Below are 17,539 nucleotides of genomic sequence, written 5' to 3' on the forward strand. Positions count from 1 at the left end.
GGGGGACGCCGATGCTCGAACCACGCCCAGCGTGCGCGGCTGGGGATGGGTTCCGCACTTCGGGATGGGGAGCAACCCATCCCGAAGCGAGGAACCCATCCCGAGACTCCGACGACGAAGCATGCTCGACGAGGGCACCACGACGACGCTGGACGACGCCCGGGAGCGGGCGTGCCCTACGCGAGCTCCTCCGCGAGCTTGCGGGCGCCGCGCACCGCGATGGCGACGCTCATGAGCGTGGGGTTCATCGTGGTGGCGGTGGGGATCAGTCCGTTGCCGCCGACGTAGAGGTTGTCGATGCCCCAGACCCGCGAATATGGGTCGGCGACCGTGGTGCCGTCGTCATTCGCGCCGGCGCGCATCGTGCCCTGGTAGTGGAGGCTCGAGCCGTTCGGCAGGAGGCGAGGTTCGGCGATGAAGGTGCCGAGCTTCTCGCCGGCGCGGCGAAGGTGCGCCTCTCCGTCGGCGATCTCCGCTTTCTCGACGTCCGTGAGCGCGTAGTCGACGGTCATGTTCGGGAAGCCGCGGTAGTCGAGCTCGTCGTCGTGGAACGTGATGCCGTCCTCGACGCGCGGGTGCTTGCGCATCCCGTATCCCATGTTGACGTAGCCCCAGCGGTTGCCGGCGTGCGGATGGGCGGGGTCGAGCGGGAACGGCGGGTTCTCGGCGTACATGACCTGCAGGGAGAAGGGATGGTCGGGCTCGGAGAAGGGGATGCGGTTGACGGCGCCGACGGGGTCGGCCGGGTTGAGGGCGCGGCGGGCGAGCTCCTCCTCGAGGTCGGCGTCGGTGGCGAAGCGCGCCATGCCCTCTGGGTCGAGGGCGACGGTCGAGATGACGACGGGGTGCTCGGTGAGGTAGCGGCCGAGGGCGGCCGGGCGGATGCCGGACGCCCAGAGGAGCTGCGGCGAGCGGAAGGCGTCGGCGGCGACGACCACGGCGTCGGCGGCGACGAAGCTCGTCTCGCCCGTGCGAAGGTCTTCGACGGTGATGCCCGTGACCCGAGCGTCGACACCCGGGCCCTCGCGCTCGACGCGCCGCACGAGGGTGAGGTCGCGCAGTTCGAAGCGCTCCGCGAGGGGGTTGCCGGCCTCGACGAGCGGGCCGAAGACGACGTCGGCCCCTGCCCAGCGGACGGTGCCGTCCGGTTGCGCGTCGCCCGCGACGGGCAGCGTGCTCGGCCCGAAGCCTTCCGGCAGTTCAGCGGAGAACTCCTCTGAGAGCAGCGAGCGGATGGCGGCTCCCACGCCGGAGTCGGCGAAGGCCGCCGACTGCACGTGCAGCAGCCGCTCGGCGCTCACGATGAGCTCATCCCACTCGGCGCTCTCGATGAAGTCGACGCGCTCGCTGAACTCGGGCGCGGGGGTTGCGCAGGTCCAGTGCGCGCCCATGCCGCCGACGTTGGTGGAGGCGGCTGCGGCTGGGAACGTCTCGGTGTGTGCCGAGCCCTCGCCGCCGAAGTCGAGGAGGTGCGTGCCCTGTCGGGCCGTGAACATCCCTTCGACGACGGCTGCCCTCGGGATGCCGAGCGACTCGCGGAAGTCGCCTGCCTGGGGCCCTTGCGACCGCTCGCGGGCCAGTTCCTTCTCCGTCGGGTCGGCGATGTTGCGAACGCTCTCGCCGGGGGTGTCGGTGAGCTGCGGTCCGGCTTCGAACATCGTGACGCGCACGTCGGGGTTCGCCTCGAGGAGGATCCGCGCGTAGGCGGCCCCGATGGGTCCGCTGCCGACGATCGCGACGACTGGGTTCTTGGTCATGGGCTTCCTCCTTGGAAGTGAGGGGTGAGTGGATGCGGCTGCCGCGCTCAGGCGCGCGACGCCGGCTCGTTCCGGGGTTCGACGACGGGGATGCTCCCCGTCTCGTTGGAGAGGCGCCCTGGCGGGAGCAGCAGCGCGGCGACGAAGCCGACGGCGTACGCGGCGGAGAGGCCGATGAAGATGGGCGCGAAGACGTCGCGGTAGATCTGTGCGACGGTCGCCTGGAAGGCCGTGTCGCTGCCGTGCACGAGCTGCGGTGTGAGGCTCGCGGCGTCGAAGCCGATGGGCAGCATGGCGGCGACGCCGGCCCCGATCACCCCGCCGATGATGGCGGTCGTGACGGTCGACCCGACTTGGCGGACGATGTTGACGCTCGCCGTGACGGCGCCCGTGGCGTTCTTAGGGGCGGCGCTCTGCACGACCGCGACGATGAGGCTCATGAACGAGCCGGTGCCGAGGCCGACGGCGAACATGACGACCATCGGCACCCAGAGCGCGAGGCCGACGGGCAGCATCGACATGATGAGGAGCCCGACGGCGCCGAGTGCCGTGCCGACGATCGGGTAGACGCGGTAGCGACCCGAGCGGCTGGCGAGGAAGCCCGTGAGCAGGTTGCTCACGAGCATCCCCATGACGGTGGCGATGGGCACGAGCCCCGAGACGGTCGCGGTGGTGCTGTACGCCATCTGCACGTAGGTGGGGAGGTAGGCGGTGATGGAGAAGAGGCCGACACCGATGATCGCGGAGAGCGCCGTGCCCGCGGCGACGGTGCGGTTCTTGAAGATATGGAGTGGCACGACCGGGTTGACGGCGCGCACCTCTGCCCAGAAGAACAGCGCGAACGCGGCGAGCGCGATGCCGAAGGCCGACAGCGCGGAGGTGAGCAGCTCGGGGTCGGAGACCCAGCTCACGCCGAGCACGAGGGCGACGAGTGCCGCAGTGAAGGCGACCGAGCCGAGGACGTCGAATCCGGGAGCCTCGGCGCGGGGGATGCTCGGGATCGCGACGAGCGCGAAGATCAGGGCGGCCACGCCGACGGGGAGGTTCACCCAGAACACCCACTGCCAGCCCCAGTTGTCGGCGATGATGCCGCCGAGCAGCGGTCCGATGAGGATGGCGACGGGGAACGCCGCTCCGATGATGGCCATGTACTTGGGGCGGGCACGCGGGCTCGTGACCTGGGCGATGATCGTCTGCGACATGAGCTGCAGGCCAGCTGAGCTCATGCCCTGGAAGACGCGGGCGACGATGAGCAGGCCCATGTTCGGGGCGAAGCCGCACGCGAGGGAGGCGATGAGGAACAGGACGAGCGACGACAGGAACACGGCGCGGGGCCCGACGATGTCGCCGAGCTTCCCGAGCACGGGCAGGAGGACGGTGCTCGCGAGCGTGTAGCTGACGACGACCCAGCCCATCTGCTCGAGCGCGCCGAGGTCGCCCGCGATGGTCGCGAGTGAGGTCGACACGACCGTGTGGTCGAGGGCGCCGAGGAAGGAGACGGTGAGGAGGGATGCGACAAGGAGACGGAGTCTCAACGGTGAGAGTGGCATAAAAGGGCCCGAACGATCGGACGATCTACGCGACATGGTGTGCCCTCGGCCGCTGCGTCGCGGCCGGTGACGGGTTCGGGGAACCCCTGCGTCGGACCTACCCTACCGAGACTTATGTTGAAAAACAACTAAAGATGGCCAGCAAGTCGCTCATGTCCGCCTCGCTGAGGCGGCAGCCCAGCCTCGATCTGCCGCTGGAGCTCCAGGTCGGCGAGCACGCCGGACAACTCCGCGCTGATGTCGCCACGCAGTTCGGAGACACGTACCGCCTCGATCGCACGACGCAGCTCTCCGCGCACCCGATCTTCGTAGCCCGACCCGACCAGCTGCTCGCCGTGCGCGGAACGCACCACACCGCTCGCATGACCGGTCCCGGCGTCAACGATGACCTCGACCTCTGACGCACCGAGCGCGGAGACCCGCAGCCACGGAGGGCCGGAGCTCCGCCGCCAAGACAGCGTTACCGGCGTGCCGGGCTCAGACTCGGCCAGGGCGGTCGCGCCCCTGGGCTCCCCTCGCACAGCCGTCAGCGTCAGCTGCGACCCGGTGAGCACCCGAGCCCAGCCGAGCGCGTCGCGCAGGACGCCGCTCGAGGCGGCGCCCCCGACCTCGACAGTGACCAGTCGAGCCCCATCCGTCAGAGGCTCCACGAGCGCACCCACCCCATCAGCGAGACCCCTCGGGAGGAACCGCCGCGCGACCAGCACGGGTACGCGACCCGCCACCGATGCCACGCCTGCGCTCATCGGCGCACCTGCACCGGCGCCCGCGCGCACCTGTGTGCCCGAGTTCGCTCCCACTCCCGCACTCGCATCCGCCACCGCATCCAACAGGACCACCTCGTCGACGACGACACCGAGCGCGCCCGCGGCCAGGGCGGCGTCGAGCCCGGCAGCCCAGCCACCCGTGACACGGCCGTCCACGACAACCACCGCCCCCTCTGCACCTCCCGCAGCCTCCGCACTCAACGGCAGCGCTTCGATCGCCGCGCGATAGGCAGCCAGGACGTCGTCACGAGGGCCGACCGCGTCACATTCGAACGGCGGCACGAAGACGGGCACGCGCGCGCTCACGAGGCGCTCGCCTGGATGTGCGCCGCGGCGGCCGCGGCGAGCTCGAGGGCGTAGCACGTGTCCCCCAGCTGCTCGTCGTACTCCAATGGGGCACCGCCGTCGAGGAGTTCCGCGAGGGCCAGCCATTCGGCCTCGTAGCCGTCACGCGGCGACCTCGGCGGTGAGCTGACCGTCCCGTCAGCCTGTCGAACCGTGACGTGAGCGGCACCGTCGTGCACAAACGCGGGCGGGAAGTGGACATCGACGCGTGCCTCTCCCGCCGACACCGTCAGCCGCCAGCACGCATCCGCCCCGTCCTCCCGCATGACGGCCGCGATCTGCACGTGGGCGCCACCCGAGCGGTAGCCGAGAACGAACCCGAGCGGAGCGACGAAGCGCGCGAAGTCGATGCCGTCGATCCCGGGAAGCAGGTCGCGCACGGCGGGCAGGTCGTGGATCGCGAGGCCCGACACAAGCTGCCGCACGATGCCCGCCTGCACATGGGCGGGGAGCCCGGGCGGTGGACGCCGCACGGAAGAGGCCTCGCCCGCAGGAACCTCGGTGACCAACCGGTGGTAGCGGTCGTTCGGCGGCAACGACAGCGTGACCCGCACGCTGTCGACCGGCGCGCGCAACTCCCCGATCGCGCGCCGAGCCTGCACCCACCCGGGGTCATAGAGATGGTTGGTGCCGATGAGCAGCGCGACTCCCCGCTCGCGACACGCGGCAACCAGCGCTTCCGCCTCCGCGACGGTCGTGGCGAGGGGTTTCTCGCAGAGGATGCCAGCCACCCCGGCGTCGAGGGCGGCCTGCACGTGCGCCGCGTGCTCGGCGGGCGGTGAGCAGATCAGCGCGACCTGCACGCGCTTGTCCTGGAACAGCTCGTCGACACCCGAGCTGCTGCTCGCACCCACACGATCGGCGAGTTCGGCCGCGCGGCCACTCCCCGAGTCGGCGATGTGAACAACCCGGAACAGCTCAGGGAAGCGAGCCAGGGTGGGGAGGTGGAGCGCGGAGACGCCCGGCCCGGCCCCGATGACGCCGACTGACCACATGCGACCACTTCCTTGTGCTCTTTTGTATGTTTCATGCGAAAGATCGTTTTGGACGAACGTATCTGGGTGCTTCCTGCGGCGCAAGGTCGACATATTGGGTACAGTTCGCCCATGAGAGAGTCAACGCTCCGCTTCGGCGCTCAGACCGATGAGGTCACGAGCCTTCTCCGCGTCGTCAACCTCGTGCGGATGGGCGAAGCCCAGACCCGCCCGCAGATCGGCACCGTCACGGGCCTCGGCCGAGGGGTCGTCACCCAGCGAGTCGAGCAGGCGATCAGCATGGGCTTCCTCGAAGAGGGCGACGTCGGCCCCTCATCTGGCGGCCGCGCGCCACGCACGCTGCGCTTCCGTGGCGAGAGCGGCCTCATCGTGGTCTGCGCCCTGGGCGCGCTGCACATCCACGTCGGCCTGGCGCAGCTCGAGGGCGACGTGATCGCGCAGGCGCACCTCGACTGGGAGATCTCGCGCGGCCCCGCCGAGACCCTGGATGCCGCCCTCGGTCTCGTCGAAGAGCTCCTCGCCGCCGACACGAAGACGCGCGGCAGCGAGCTGCCCGTCTGGGGCATCGCCGTCGGCGTCCCGGGCCCCGTCGATTTCGACTCCGGCCGCCCCGTGGCCCCGCCCATCATGCCCGGCTGGAACGGCTTCGATATCCGCCGCCGTTTCGAGCAGCGTTTCGATGCGCCCGTCTGGGTCGACAACGACGCGAACCTCCTCGCGCTCAACGAGCGCACGAATCGTCAGGTGCCCTCGGTCGACCTCATCTACGTCAAGGTCGGCTCCGGAATCGGCGCGGGCCTCGTCTCGCGCGGGCGCATCCACCGCGGCGCGAACGGCGCGGCGGGAGACATCGGCCACGTGAAGGTGTTCGGCTCGACCTCGCAGTGCCGGTGCGGCAAGATCGGCTGCCTCGAAGCGGAGGCAGGCGGCTGGGCGCTTGTCCGCGACGCCCAGCTCGCAATCGACGCGGGGGACGACGGACTCCTCGCGCGGCGCGCCCGTGCAGGGGAGGAACTCAACCCCGAGCTCATCGCGATGTGCGCGGAGGACGGCGACGCGCTCGCCATCCAACTCGCGCAGCGCTCCGCGAAGATCATCGGCGAATCGATCTCCGCCCTCGTCAACATGTTCAACCCGAAGGTCATCGTGGTCGGCGGCGCCCTGGCCTCCGCCGGCGAGATCTTCCTCGCCGAGGTCAGGCAGCGCGTCTACGAGCACTCGCTCCCTCTCGCGACGCGCGACCTCAACATCGTCGTCTCCGCCAACGACGTGCGAGAACCCCTGCGTGGCGGTGCGGCGATGGTGCGCGAGCAGCTCTTCGAGGAGACGTTCACCCGGTGGTTCGCGGATGGGCGTCCCACGATCTCGGGGCTCGCGCTCGGACGCTGATCGCGGGGACCGCGCTCGGTGGCACTTCTGCAGAGCACCCACTTCTTCCGATTTTCGACATAAGCAGGTAGGTTCACTCCTAAAGCCGAAGATGGCCGTCACAAAGGAGTGTCATGCCCAGCAACGCCACGCGCATCCGCGCACCCCGGGGAGCGCGCTCGTGAGCCTCGCGATCCTGCTCGACGACGCACTGCGCAGCGACGGCGCAGGCTTCTCCCTCCGCGTCTCACTGCCCTGGATCCGCTCCCTCCCGCTCGCGAGCCTCCACGACCTCCGCGTGACGATCGACGGAGACGACGTGCCGCTGCCCGAGCTCGCACCCAGCCCGACGTGGTGGTTCGTGCAGGACAGGATCGTCGTGAGCTCCGAGGTGAGCCTCGAGCCAGGTACGCACGAGGTGCTCGTCGCCTTCAAGCTGCTCATCCCCAACATGGGTGCGGGCCCGAGCCAGCCGCTCATCCTCCCGTTCGCGGCCGCCCGCCGGCTGCAACTGGATGCGCCGCTCGAGGCCCCGCGCGCATCCCGCGACGTGCCGCTCGAGGCCGTCGGGAGCCCAGCGTGAGCGCGCAGCTGCCCGAGGGGTGGACGCTCGCCGCATCCGCCTTCAACTGGTCGCCCGCGCTCATGGTCGCCGACCGCACCTCGCCAGAGATCGCGGCGTCGATCAGCGCTTCCGGCGTCGCGGGCGTCATCGAGCTCGAGGCAGCGCAGACCTGGCGCACGTTCCCGAGCCCGACGGACGCCGAGACGGCGAGCATCCGCGAGACCCTCGACGCCACGGGCACCTCGGTGAGCATCGTCGGCGCGAGCCTCGACGACTGGCTGACGGCGACAGCACGTCGCTCAGAGGACGAGCGCTACGAGTTCCTCCTCCCCCAGCTGCGCGGTGCCCAACGACTGGGCGCCGAGGGCATCCGCCTGCCGATCGGCCAGGCCGGCCCCGCACTGCTCGAACGGCTCCTCCCCGACCTGCACGAGCACGGCCTCACGCTCTACGAGGAGCTCCAGGGTCAGCAGTCGCCCGATAAGCCACAGCATGCGGCCGCCGTCGAGGCGGTCGCCGCGATCGACGATCCCCGCATCCGCCTGCTCGTCGACATCAGCATGCTCATGCCGTCGCTACCGCCGAGCTACCTCGCGAAGCTGCGGGCCGGTGGGGTCGACCCGGCACTCGTCGATGCGCTCGAGCGCGACTGGCGGAACCCGGCGACACTCGCCGCCGTCCAGGGCGCGCTCCGCGACGGCACCGTGCCGCCGCAGGTGCACACCATGTTCATGAACCTCGTCATCCGGTTCGGGCGGTCGGATGCGCGGGATCTGCGCGGCATCCTGCCCCTGGTGAGTGGCGTGCACCTGAAGTTCTGGGACCTCGACGACAGCGACGACCGCATCTCGAACCCCATCCGGGAAATCTCGGCTGAGCTCGCCGGCGTCGGCTTCACGGGCACGCTCTGCAGCGAGTGGGGCGGCCACGAGTGGATCGACTCGCTCACGCCGGAGCAGGCGACGCGCGCCCACCTGGCGCTCGCCCGCGAGGCGATCGCCGAGGGCGCATCCACGCCGGTGGCTGCCTGACTGCCGCCGTCCGCGCAGAAGAGTGCGGCAGCTGCAGGCTCCCATCCTCGGGAGCATGCATCTGCCGCACTCTTGTCGCTGGATTGGACTGGCCCTGCTTAGTCCTGCTTGGTCGAGAAGGCCGAGTCGAAGGCCGCCTCCGACGGGCGGTACGTGGAGAGCTCGCGCACGAATCCCAGCGCTTCCGGGGCGCCGACCAGGCGGTCCATGCCCGCGTCCTCCCACTCCACCGACAACGGCCCGTCGTAGCCGATCGCGTTGAGCATGCGGAAGCAGTCCTCCCACGGCACGTCCCCGTGCCCGGTGGAGATGAAGTCCCAACCCCGCCTCGGGTCAGCCCAGGGCAGGTGCGACGACAAGCGCCCGTTCCGGCCATTGCTGAGGCGCTTCTTCGTGTCCTTGCAGTGCACGTGATAGATGCGGTCCTGGAAGTCCCACAAGAACCCCACCGGGTCGATGTCCTGCCACACCATGTGCGAGGGATCCCAGTTCAACCCGAACGACTCCCGATGCCCGATCGCCTCCAACGCGCGCTTCGTGGTCCAGTAGTCGTACGCGATCTCGGACGGGTGCACCTCGTGCGCGAACCGCACCCCGACCTCCTCGAACACGTCCAGGATCGGGTTCCACCGGTCCGCGAAGTCCTGGTAGCCGGCATCCACCATCGCCTCCGTGGCGGGCGGGAACATCGCCACGTACTTCCAGATGCTCGACCCGGTGAACCCGGTGACGGTCTTCACGCCGATCGCCGCCGCCAAACGGGCCGTGTTCTTCAGCTCCTCCGCGGCACGCTGCCGCACGCCCTCCGGTTCGCCGTCACCCCACACTCGGTCGGACACGATGTCCCGGTGCCGCTCGTCGATCGGGTCGTCGCACACCACCTGCCCCTTGAGGTGGTTCGAGATCGTCCACACCTGCAGACCATTGCGCTCCAGCACTTCCAGCTTGGAAGCCACGTACTCGGCGTCATCCCACCGCCACGGATCCAGGTGGTCACCCCAGCAGGCGATCTCCAGACCGTCATACCCCCACTCCCCCGCAAGACGCGCAACCTCCTCGAACGGCAGATCGGCCCACTGACCGGTGAACAACGTGACAGGACGAGACATGCTTCTCCTCTTAACTAACGTTCTCGAATGCTGAAGCCGCGCTGCTCAGACAGCGACGGCGGACCGGGTCTCGACCCATGCGCTCTCCGCGGCCGAGCTGCGCTCGACGGCGTCGAGCACTCGCTGCACGCTGAGCCCCTCTTCGAAGCTCGAGTGCAGCGGGGTCCCGTCGACAATGGCGCCCACCAGGTCGACAACCTGGTGCGTGAAGCCGTGCTCGTAGCCGAGCATGTGGCCGGCCGGCCACCAGGCTGAGACGTACGGATGCTCGGGCTCGGTCACGAGGACCTGCGCGAACCCCTGCGTTCGGCTGTCGGCCGTGCGGTCGTAGTACTGCAGCGAGTTCAGGTCCTCGAAGTTCCACGCGAGGGCGCCGAACTCGCCGGAGACCTCGATGGCGAGCGCGTTCTTGCGGCCCGTCGCGAAGCGGCTCGTGTCGAACGAGGCGAGCGCCCCGCCCGAGAGCCGCCCGGTGAAGATCGCGATGTCGTCGACCGTCACCGACCCGGTGCCCGAGCCGTCCGCGAGCGGCCGCTCAGGGATGATCGTGTCGATCGTCCCCGAGACCCGGTCGACGCTCTGGCCCGTGACGAACTGCGTGAGGTCGATGGCGTGCGCCCCGATGTCGCCGAGCGCGCCCGACCCCGCGAGCTCCTTCTGCAGGCGCCACGAGAGCGGTGCATCCGGGTCGACGAGCCAATCCTGCTGGTAGGAGGCGCGCACCCGGTGGATGCGGCCGATCTTGCCCTCGGCGATCAGGTCTCGGAGCAGGGTCACGGCCGGCACGCGACGGTACGTGAACCCGACCATCGATTTCACGCCGCGCTCTGCCGCGCGAGCAGCCGCATCCGCCATCGCCTCGCCCTCGGCGACCGTGTTGGAGAGCGGCTTCTCGACGATGACGTGCTTGCCCGCATTGAGCGCCGCGATGGCGATCTGTGCGTGCGAGTCTCCGGGCGTGACGATGTCGACGATGTCGATGTCGTCTCGCCCGATGACCTCGCGCCAGTCGGTGGCCGACTCCTGCCAGCCCCACTGCTTCGCGGCCTCCGCGACGGCCTCACCGTTGCGCCCGACCACAACCGCCATCTCGACCTCGGCTGGCAGGCCGAAGACGCGAGGCGCCTGCCGCCAGCCGACCGAGTGAGCGGCTCCCATGAAGCCGTAGCCGATCATGGCCACGCGCAACGGCCGGGTCATGCGAGCACTACCTCACGCTCGACGGGGACGCGGTTGGTGACGTAGCGGCCCGGCGCGATCTGCATGTAGAGGAGACGCATCGTGAGCACCACCTCTACCGTGAGCTTGTCGCCGGCGGCGGGCACCTCATCCAGTTGGATGACGATGTCGGGTCGGTCGGAGAGATACCAGAGCGTCTCGGACTGCTCGGGCAGCTCATCGATCGTGTACGAGCGACCCTGCAGCTCGAAGCGCAGCTTGTCCTTGGGGATGGCGACGCCGTTGACGTTGACCTCGACGTTGTCGACGGCCGACAGCCAGAGGCTGCGGTACCAGGGGATCTGCACGGAGACGCTGATGCCGTCCTCTCGGCGCGTGACGTCCTTCTCGGCGAAGAGTGAATTGTGTGTTGCCATGGTGTTCTCGTCCCTAGCCTCAGGCGACCGTGAGGCTGTTCGCCTCGGCCGCGGTCTCTTCGATGGCACGGCGCATGAGCGCGTGCTGCTGGCGCACCTGCTCGACCGGGTCGCTCTCGCCGAGGTCGGCGAACGCGTGGCCCTCCCACTCGCTGGAGAGGTAGCCCTGGTAGCCGCCCTTCACGAACTGGCGCACGATGCGCGCCGTGTCCATGGCCGGCTCCTCGCCGTGCTCGTCGATGTCGTAGAACTTCGCGTGCACGTGGAACATCTGCGGCATGATGTCGAGCCATTCCTCCGGCTCGACGAGACCGTGCATGTTGAAGGCCAGGCGCGTGAACGGGCCGAGGCGGGCGAAGTCGAACTTCTCGGCCGTGAGGAAGTCCTCGAAGGCCTGGTTGCGCACGTGCATCGGCTGCGGGCGACGCCAGATCTCGTCCATGACGGAGAAGTACTCCTCCGGCATGCCCATGCTGCTGAGCGTGCGCAGCAGGCGCGGCGAGAGGCTGTGCATCGTCGAGCTGAAGTCGGCCGTGAAGCCGAGGCGCTCGCTGCCGAGCTCCTCGTACATCTCGCGGATCGCGTGGATCTGCGGGGCGTTCGGGCCGGAGGGGGCGTGGATCTCATAGCCGAGACGCTGGTCGTACTTCTCGGCGAGCGGCAGGAGGCGAGCGAGCAGCTCCTTGCCGGCCGAGCGGATGACGACGGTGCGGAAGCCGAAGTCGTTGGCCGTCGCCAGCTGGCGTGCGAAGAACTCGTACTCCTCATCCGGTGTCATGTCGCGGTCCTTGCGGCGCCCCATGTCGAGGTTCGTGCCGACGGCGCTGGGCTCGAGCCCGTCGCGGTCGAGCGTGTCGCGCCAGAACTTCACGAACTCCGTGTCGGTGTCCGGGTAGGTGCGCAGCAGCTGCGCGATGTTGAACTCGACGCCGGTGCCGAGCCCTTCCTTGTGCACCGCCTCCACGAGCGTCTCCGGCGTGTAGAGGCCGGCCGCGAACTCCGAGGTCAGCGAGTAGAGGGTGATGCCGAGCTTGATGCCCGTTCCTGCGATTCCGTCTGTCATGGTGTTCTCCTTCTGGTCCCGGCGCTCAGCTGCGTACGGGCAGTGCATGGTGGGCGGCGAGGATGCGGCGCGCCTCGGCGGGGTCGGTGATCATGCGCGAGCCCGCATCCGCTGCAGCGGAGCGCTGCACGGCGTGCTCGGCGCGGATGATGTCGAACGGGCTCTGCCAGTGGTTCCAGTGCCAGCCCTCGTACTCGCTCGAGACGGCACCCGAGTAGCCCTGCTCGACGAGCAGCGCGATGAGCTCGCGCACGGGAACCGAGGGCTCCTCGCCGTGCTCGTCGATGCCGAAGAACTTGCCGTGCACGTGCTTGACCCACGGCATGATCTCGAGCCAGTCCTCGACGCGGGCCGGGCCGAAGAGGCCGGTGCCGTTGATGGCGAAGTCGATGCCGAAGTCGGGCCGGCCGTGCTTGGCGGCGAGGCCGATGAACGAGCCGAAGCGCTTGCCGTGCACGCCCTGGTCGGCCGGCGGGCCTTCCGCGTAGTAGCCGTCCCACAGCTCGACGAGCTCGGCGAGCAGTTCCTCCGAGGCGCCGCGGCGGCGGTAGGCCTCGACGGCCGAGGGGGCGAACGCCTTGGTGGTGGCGCCCCAGTCGGCGGTGAAGCCGAGGAACGGGGAGCCGACCTGCTCGAAGCGGTCGCGCAGCGCGAGGATGCGGGGGTGCGAGGCGTACTGGTCGGCGTGCACCTCGAGCGCGAGGGTCACGCCGTGCTTCTCGGCGATCGGCGCGAGCTGCTCCATCGAGTCCGGCGTGATCGAGATCTGCACGCGGGCGACGGGGAAGCCGAGCTTGGCGGCCGCCTCGATCTGCCGCGTCATGTACTCGACGAGCTCGTCCTGCGAGAGCAGGCGGTCGCGGTGGATGCCGATGTCGGCGTTGACCGCGAGCGAGGTGCGGACGAGGTCGAGCTCCTCGACGAGGTCGGAGAACCAGCCGGCGAACTCGTCGGTGATGTTCGGGAAGCCGCGGATGCTCGAGAAGCCGATGAGCTCGATGCCCGGCCCGAAGCCCTCGGCCGCGACCTTGCGGATGAGTCCTTCGAGGTCGTACTCGCGCCCGTGGAACGCGCGGGTGAAGCTGTAGAGGGTGACCCCCTGGATGGGGGTGCCGAGCTCGCCAGTCATGCGGAGACCGCCTTCATCGTCTTGGAGTTGTGTTCTTCGATGCGGAGCACCCCGTGGTCGGTGATGATGTACGGGATGTAGAGCTTCAGGTCGACGTCGACCTGGTGGTCTCCGTCACCCGCGGCGATGGGGATGTCGCCTTCGACGACAACCGAGTCGGTCGGGAACCACCACTCGGTGGTGTCGCCCGCGAGCTCATCCGGTGCGTAGGTCTTGCCGTTCATGGTCCAGCGCAGCGTCTCGAGCGGCGCGGCGATGCCGTCGACGGAGAGGCCGAACTCGGAGATGCAGGATGCGGGGAGCGAGCGGTACCAGGGCAGGCGCACCTCCACCGAGGTTCGTGTGCCGTTGGTCTTGAGCGTGTCCTGCTCGATGATCCGATCAGGAATCATGGTGGCCTCCTAGCCAGTTGTCAGTCATGGTCAGTTCCGTGTCGCCTGGGCGGCGACTGCTGCAACGCCAGCGAGCTTCGCCGCGACATCGCGGGCGCCCTTCACCGCGAGCGCGACGCCGGTGAGCGTCGGGTTGCAGGCGGTCGAGGTCGGGATGACGCCGTTGCCGGCGACGTAGAGCCCCGGCACGCCCCACACCTCGCTCGTCGGAGAGCAGACGCTCTCCCCGTCGTCGGTCTCGCCCATGCGGGTGGTGCCCTGGTAGTGCAGGGAGGCGCCGAACGGCAACACCATGGCTCGGTCGTCGAGTGGTTCGCCGATCGCCCGGCCCAGCGTCAGCAGGCGCTGCTTGGCGGCTTCCATGACCTCCCGGTCGTGGTCGGTCGCGGTGTAGTGGATGCGAACGGCGGGCATCCCGTAGCTGTCGAGGTGACCGTCCTCGAAGAGGACACGGTCGTCACGCTGCAGGTCTTTCGCGCAGAACAGGCCGAGGCCGACGATGGAACCGGGGATGACGGCGTCGTCGTCTGCGATGGGAACCGGCGACGCATCGAGCTGCATGACCTGCCCGTGGAAGGGCTGATCATCGGTGTACGGGATCCAGCTCACGCCACTGGTCTCGGTGATCGTGCCTGCAGGGCGTTGAGCCGCATCCGCAATCTGGTCTGCCGACGCTTCGAGGCCCGTGATCCGAGCAGCGAACACGATCTGCGTCTGGTCGTTGAGGTAGCGGCCGAGGGCGTCCGGCCGAATGCCGGAAGCCCAGAGGACCTGGGGGGTGCGCAGCGCGTCCGCCGCGATGATGACGACTCGCGCTCCGACGAAGCTGAGCTGACTGTCGCCGGCTTCGCTGAGGTCACGCACCTCGACTCCTGCGACTGCTCCGTCGTCGCCGATGACGGTCCGGGTGACGAGGGATTCGTCGAAGAGCGAATAGTTGGGGTTCTGGCGCGTGACGTCACCGAGAACAACGTCGGAGCCTGACCACACAAGGCGTCCGTCTTCACGACGGCGGACCGCAAGCGGCATGCGCTGCACGCGGGCGGCTGGCTCACGGCCTTCATCGACCGCGGGTGAGAGGCGGTCGCGAATGAGTTGCGTGAACGGTGCATCGTCGAAGGCATCCGTGGTGACGCCGAGCAGTCGGTCAGCCTCGTCGAGGAGCTCGTCGAGCTCTCCCGTGCCGTCGAGGAAGGCAATCCGCTCGCTCTCACCCGGCCGCGGGCACGCGCCAGTCCAGTGTGCCGACATGCCGCCAACGTTGCTGGACATGGCCGCGACGGGCATCCCGTCTCCACCGTCGACTGAGAAGTCACCGTCGGGCAGGATGTACGTTCCTGGACGCGACTGCCGCTTCCCCTGCGCGAGGGCCACGGGGCTGTTGAGCTTGGATGCCGCTTCCCCGGTCCCCTCGGAGCGGCGCTGGGCTGCGCTCCGCGCCTCGAGGTCTTCGATGTTCTTGACGTGAGCACCGGGAGGGTTCGAGACGGTCGGCCCGACCTCGAACATCGCGATGCGCAGCTCCGGCGCCGTCTCGCTCAGGATGCGCGCGTACGTCGCGCCGGCGGGTCCGCTGCCGACGATGGCGACGTCGACGCGCTCTGGGTAGCGACTCATGCCGAGGCCGCTGCTTCCTTCACGTAGGCGACCGACGCCGCAGACTCCTTGGTCGGGTAGTACTCGAGACCGATCGGCCCGTCGTAACCGGATGCGCGCAGCACGGAGAACTTCTCCGCCCAGTCGAGCGCACCGCTGCCGGGCTCGCCCCGGCCTGGCGCATCCGCGAGCTGCACGTACTTGACGATGTCGCCGGCGTTGGCGAGCTCGGCGGCCATGTCCTCGCCCTCGACGGCCGAGTGGTAGATGTCGTAGAGCACGCCGAAGTTCGGGGAGTCGACGCCGCGCGCGACGTAGACGGCTTCGGAGGTGCGGTCGAGCAGCGCGCCCGGGTGGTCGACGCGGATGTTGACCGGCTCGAGCACGAGGGTGATGCCGGAGCCGTCGATCTGGGCGATGGCCTTCTCGTAGATGGCGATGAGCTCGTCGAGCTGCGTCTGGCGCTTGGAGCCGCCGAAGCCCGTGCCGCTGCCGACGACGAGGCGCGGGCAGCCGAGCTCCTGGGCGATGGCGACGCCCTCGTCGAGGCACTGGTAGAAGAAGGAGTGGTCCTTGGGCGGGATCATGAACTGCGTGCGCGGTTCGGCGAGCTGCGCCGTGAGCTGCGTGCCGGTCTCCTCCAGCGCCGCTTTGAGGGCGGGGATGTCCTTGGGCTTGGCGGGCGCGTCCTTGCCCGTTGCGCCCCACATCTCGACGGCGTCGAAGCCGGCTGCGGCGGCCGCGCGGACACGGTCGTGGTAGTCGCCGGCCTCGGTGAAGAGGAGTTCGATGTTCGGTGCGAGCTGGTACATGTGTGGATCCTTTGCGGTGATCGAAAATGGGGAGGCCGAAGCTTCAGAGGCGGTCGGCGAGCTGACGGATGAGGGAGTGCTGGCGGCGGACCTGCTCGATGGAGCGCCACGGCTCGCGCTCGCCCTCGTATTCGCTCGAGAGGTAGCCCGTGTAGCCGGCGTCCTTGAGGGCCTTGAGCACGGGCTCCCACGGGATCTGCTGGTCCTCGAGGTGCTCGTCGATGTCGTGGAACTTCGCCTGGATGAACACGACGTGCTCGATGATGCCGGCGATATCGGCGGGGTCGACGCCGATCCCGTCGAGGAAGTCGGGGCGCTTGCCCGGCAGCTCGCCCGGGCGCAGCGGGATCGGCCGGTCCTGGAAGATGCCCGTGTCGAGGAGCAGCCCGAAGTGCTTCGTGCCGGTGCGCTTGATGAGCGCGATGTAGTCGTCGACGACCTCGTGCTTGATGGGCGTCGGCGAGTGGATCTCCGGGCAGATGATGACGTCGAGCTCTGCGGCGAGCGGGAGGCTCAGCTCGACCGCTTCCGTCCAGCTGTGGTGGGGCACGAGGTCGCTCGTGACGACGCCGATCTTCGGGCGCACGAACCTGAAGCCGAGGCGCTTGGCGAGGCGCAGGTCGCGCTGGAGGATCTCGGCGCCCTCGGCCGCCGTGAGGTCACGGGCCTGGAGCCCGCTCGAGTGAAGCCGCGTGTCGATCCAGGAACCGTAGTTGGTGGGCTCGAGCGCGTACTTGTCGAGCAGAGCGAACCACTCGTCGACCCACTCGTCGCTCGGGTTCGGGTAGTTCGGGATGTGCCCCTCGCCGAGGATCTCGACGCCGGTCGCGCCGAGGTCGGCGATCGTGCGGAGTGACGTCTCGAGGTCCATGACCGTGCCGAAGTCGCCCATGTAGCTGTAGAGGGAGACGCCGTACTTGAACTGGGCGCCTGCAGCCTCGGGGGTGAGAGTGACGTGCTTCGTCACCTGGTAGCGGCTCGGCTGGTGCTCGAGCGGGATGTACGACATGCGCAGGCGCAGGTCGACCGAGAGCTCGTGCACGCCATCCGGCAGGCCGCCCTCGAGCGGAACGGTGACGGTGGCTGGCTCGTCGAGCTGCCAGCGCACATCCTTCGACACCCACAGCTCCTTGAGCGTGTAGGTGTTCCCCTGGAGCGTCCAGAGCGGGACGGTCGGGTCGACGTCGACGACGCCGGGGATCTGCACGCCCACCCCGTCGATGAGGGAGGCGGCCATGCCGCGGTACGACGGCATGCGCAGCTGGAACTGGAATCCGGTGACCTCGTCGCCCTCGCGCACGTTGCGGAAGCCGACGGACTGGATGAGGTCTCTCTCGAGAAGCATCGTTGCTCACTCTCTGTGTCTGTGCGTCCACTCTACGCACTTATGTCGGTTTCAGTCATAAGAAAGACTGATGTGCACCTTAGGTGCTGCGGATGCGGGCGCAGCGCAGGGCGCACACTG

16 protein-coding genes are annotated in these 17,539 nt (G+C 69.0%); 3 read left to right on the forward strand and 13 right to left on the reverse strand.

Features of this window, described 5'->3' with window-relative positions; all coding sequences use genetic code 11:
* Positions 1–176: 176 nt before the first annotated feature.
* The 4 genes from ACQFZP_RS08565 to ACQFZP_RS08580 all read right to left on the reverse strand — a co-directional run bounded on the left by ACQFZP_RS08565 (position 177) and on the right by ACQFZP_RS08580 (position 5,414).
* Positions 177–1,757: a GMC oxidoreductase gene (locus tag ACQFZP_RS08565; protein WP_211891035.1), complete on the reverse strand. Its 1,581-nt coding sequence runs from the start codon at positions 1,755–1,757 to the stop codon at positions 177–179.
* Positions 1,758–1,804: 47 nt separating this feature from the next.
* The gene (locus ACQFZP_RS08570) at positions 1,805–3,307 is read right to left on the reverse strand and encodes an MFS transporter (RefSeq protein WP_211891036.1); all 1,503 of its coding nucleotides are present in this window, start codon (positions 3,305–3,307) and stop codon (positions 1,805–1,807) included.
* A gap of 128 nt (positions 3,308–3,435) precedes the next feature.
* Complete coding sequence (locus ACQFZP_RS08575) at positions 3,436–4,380, reverse strand: hypothetical protein (RefSeq protein WP_211891037.1); 945 nt, start codon at positions 4,378–4,380, stop codon at positions 3,436–3,438.
* Positions 4,377–5,414 carry a Gfo/Idh/MocA family protein gene (locus tag ACQFZP_RS08580; protein WP_211891038.1) on the reverse strand — a complete coding sequence of 346 codons (1,038 nt, stop codon included), beginning with the start codon at positions 5,412–5,414 and terminating at the stop codon, positions 4,377–4,379. Before ACQFZP_RS08580 ends, ACQFZP_RS08575 begins: the two co-directional genes overlap by 4 nt.
* A 111-nt stretch (positions 5,415–5,525) precedes the next feature.
* Between ACQFZP_RS08580 and ACQFZP_RS08585 the strand changes: the two genes are divergently transcribed.
* The 3 genes from ACQFZP_RS08585 to ACQFZP_RS08595 all read left to right on the forward strand — a co-directional run bounded on the left by ACQFZP_RS08585 (position 5,526) and on the right by ACQFZP_RS08595 (position 8,378).
* Positions 5,526–6,803 carry an ROK family protein gene (locus ACQFZP_RS08585; protein WP_179557791.1) on the forward strand — a complete coding sequence of 426 codons (1,278 nt, stop codon included), beginning with the start codon at positions 5,526–5,528 and terminating at the stop codon, positions 6,801–6,803.
* 160 nt (positions 6,804–6,963) lie between these two features.
* Positions 6,964–7,365, forward strand: a complete 402-nt coding sequence (locus ACQFZP_RS08590; RefSeq protein ID WP_211891039.1) for a hypothetical protein — start codon at positions 6,964–6,966, stop codon at positions 7,363–7,365.
* A complete protein-coding gene (locus tag ACQFZP_RS08595) occupies positions 7,362–8,378 on the forward strand; it encodes a restriction endonuclease subunit R (protein WP_211891040.1) in 1,017 nt (338 codons plus the stop codon). Before ACQFZP_RS08590 ends, ACQFZP_RS08595 begins: the two co-directional genes overlap by 4 nt.
* Positions 8,379–8,476: 98 nt before the next feature.
* On the opposite strand, the gene ACQFZP_RS08600 is transcribed toward ACQFZP_RS08595, so the two are convergent.
* Genes ACQFZP_RS08600 through ACQFZP_RS08640 form a run of 9 tightly spaced genes read right to left on the reverse strand, consistent with a single transcriptional unit; the run spans position 8,477 to position 17,419 of the window.
* Positions 8,477–9,487 (reverse strand): sugar phosphate isomerase/epimerase family protein, encoded by a 1,011-nt coding sequence (locus ACQFZP_RS08600; protein WP_211891041.1) that lies wholly within the window; start codon positions 9,485–9,487, stop codon positions 8,477–8,479.
* Positions 9,488–9,532: 45 nt separating this feature from the next.
* The gene (locus ACQFZP_RS08605) at positions 9,533–10,687 is read right to left on the reverse strand and encodes a Gfo/Idh/MocA family protein (RefSeq protein ID WP_211891042.1); all 1,155 of its coding nucleotides are present in this window, start codon (positions 10,685–10,687) and stop codon (positions 9,533–9,535) included.
* A complete protein-coding gene (locus tag ACQFZP_RS08610; protein WP_211891043.1) occupies positions 10,684–11,082 on the reverse strand; it encodes a C-glycoside deglycosidase beta subunit domain-containing protein in 399 nt (132 codons plus the stop codon). Before ACQFZP_RS08610 ends, ACQFZP_RS08605 begins: the two co-directional genes overlap by 4 nt.
* Positions 11,083–11,101: 19 nt before the next feature.
* A complete protein-coding gene (locus tag ACQFZP_RS08615; protein ID WP_211891044.1) occupies positions 11,102–12,145 on the reverse strand; it encodes a sugar phosphate isomerase/epimerase family protein in 1,044 nt (347 codons plus the stop codon).
* A gap of 25 nt (positions 12,146–12,170) precedes the next feature.
* The gene (locus ACQFZP_RS08620) at positions 12,171–13,274 is read right to left on the reverse strand and encodes a sugar phosphate isomerase/epimerase family protein (RefSeq protein ID WP_211891045.1); all 1,104 of its coding nucleotides are present in this window, start codon (positions 13,272–13,274) and stop codon (positions 12,171–12,173) included.
* Positions 13,271–13,666 (reverse strand): C-glycoside deglycosidase beta subunit domain-containing protein, encoded by a 396-nt coding sequence (locus ACQFZP_RS08625; protein ID WP_179557786.1) that lies wholly within the window; start codon positions 13,664–13,666, stop codon positions 13,271–13,273. The genes ACQFZP_RS08620 and ACQFZP_RS08625 overlap by 4 nt, the downstream gene beginning before the upstream one ends.
* 30 nt (positions 13,667–13,696) lie before the next feature.
* A complete protein-coding gene (locus tag ACQFZP_RS08630; protein ID WP_211891046.1) occupies positions 13,697–15,283 on the reverse strand; it encodes a GMC oxidoreductase in 1,587 nt (528 codons plus the stop codon).
* Entirely contained in the window at positions 15,280–16,074 is a 795-nt protein-coding gene (locus ACQFZP_RS08635) for a TIM barrel protein (RefSeq protein ID WP_179557784.1), read from the reverse strand. The genes ACQFZP_RS08630 and ACQFZP_RS08635 overlap by 4 nt, the downstream gene beginning before the upstream one ends.
* 43 nt (positions 16,075–16,117) lie before the next feature.
* Positions 16,118–17,419, reverse strand: a complete 1,302-nt coding sequence (locus ACQFZP_RS08640; protein WP_211891047.1) for a C-glycoside deglycosidase beta subunit domain-containing protein — start codon at positions 17,417–17,419, stop codon at positions 16,118–16,120.
* Positions 17,420–17,539 lie beyond the last annotated feature (120 nt).

Origin of the sequence: Pseudoclavibacter sp. Marseille-Q434 (assembly GCF_050315415.1) — a bacterium.
Classification (GTDB): Bacteria; Actinomycetota; Actinomycetes; order Actinomycetales; family Microbacteriaceae; genus Pseudoclavibacter.

Bases quoted from the DNA above. Each gene is read 5' to 3' on its own strand.
- ACQFZP_RS08620 (WP_211891045.1), bottom strand. From the start codon at position 13,274: ATGACTGGCGAGCTCGGCACCCCCATCCAGGGGGTCACCCTCTACAGC.
- ACQFZP_RS08600 (WP_211891041.1), bottom strand. From the start codon at position 9,487: ATGTCTCGTCCTGTCACGTTGTTCACCGGTCAGTGGGCCGATCTGCCG.
- ACQFZP_RS08565 (WP_211891035.1), bottom strand. From the start codon at position 1,757: ATGACCAAGAACCCAGTCGTCGCGATCGTCGGCAGCGGACCCATCGGG.
- ACQFZP_RS08635 (WP_179557784.1), bottom strand. From the start codon at position 16,074: ATGTACCAGCTCGCACCGAACATCGAACTCCTCTTCACCGAGGCCGGC.
- ACQFZP_RS08630 (WP_211891046.1), bottom strand. From the start codon at position 15,283: ATGAGTCGCTACCCAGAGCGCGTCGACGTCGCCATCGTCGGCAGCGGA.
- ACQFZP_RS08640 (WP_211891047.1), bottom strand. From the start codon at position 17,419: ATGCTTCTCGAGAGAGACCTCATCCAGTCCGTCGGCTTCCGCAACGTG.
- ACQFZP_RS08570 (WP_211891036.1), bottom strand. From the start codon at position 3,307: ATGCCACTCTCACCGTTGAGACTCCGTCTCCTTGTCGCATCCCTCCTC.
- ACQFZP_RS08580 (WP_211891038.1), bottom strand. From the start codon at position 5,414: ATGTGGTCAGTCGGCGTCATCGGGGCCGGGCCGGGCGTCTCCGCGCTC.
- ACQFZP_RS08585 (WP_179557791.1), top strand. From the start codon at position 5,526: ATGAGAGAGTCAACGCTCCGCTTCGGCGCTCAGACCGATGAGGTCACG.
- ACQFZP_RS08605 (WP_211891042.1), bottom strand. From the start codon at position 10,687: ATGACCCGGCCGTTGCGCGTGGCCATGATCGGCTACGGCTTCATGGGA.
- ACQFZP_RS08625 (WP_179557786.1), bottom strand. From the start codon at position 13,666: ATGATTCCTGATCGGATCATCGAGCAGGACACGCTCAAGACCAACGGC.
- ACQFZP_RS08610 (WP_211891043.1), bottom strand. From the start codon at position 11,082: ATGGCAACACACAATTCACTCTTCGCCGAGAAGGACGTCACGCGCCGA.
- ACQFZP_RS08615 (WP_211891044.1), bottom strand. From the start codon at position 12,145: ATGACAGACGGAATCGCAGGAACGGGCATCAAGCTCGGCATCACCCTC.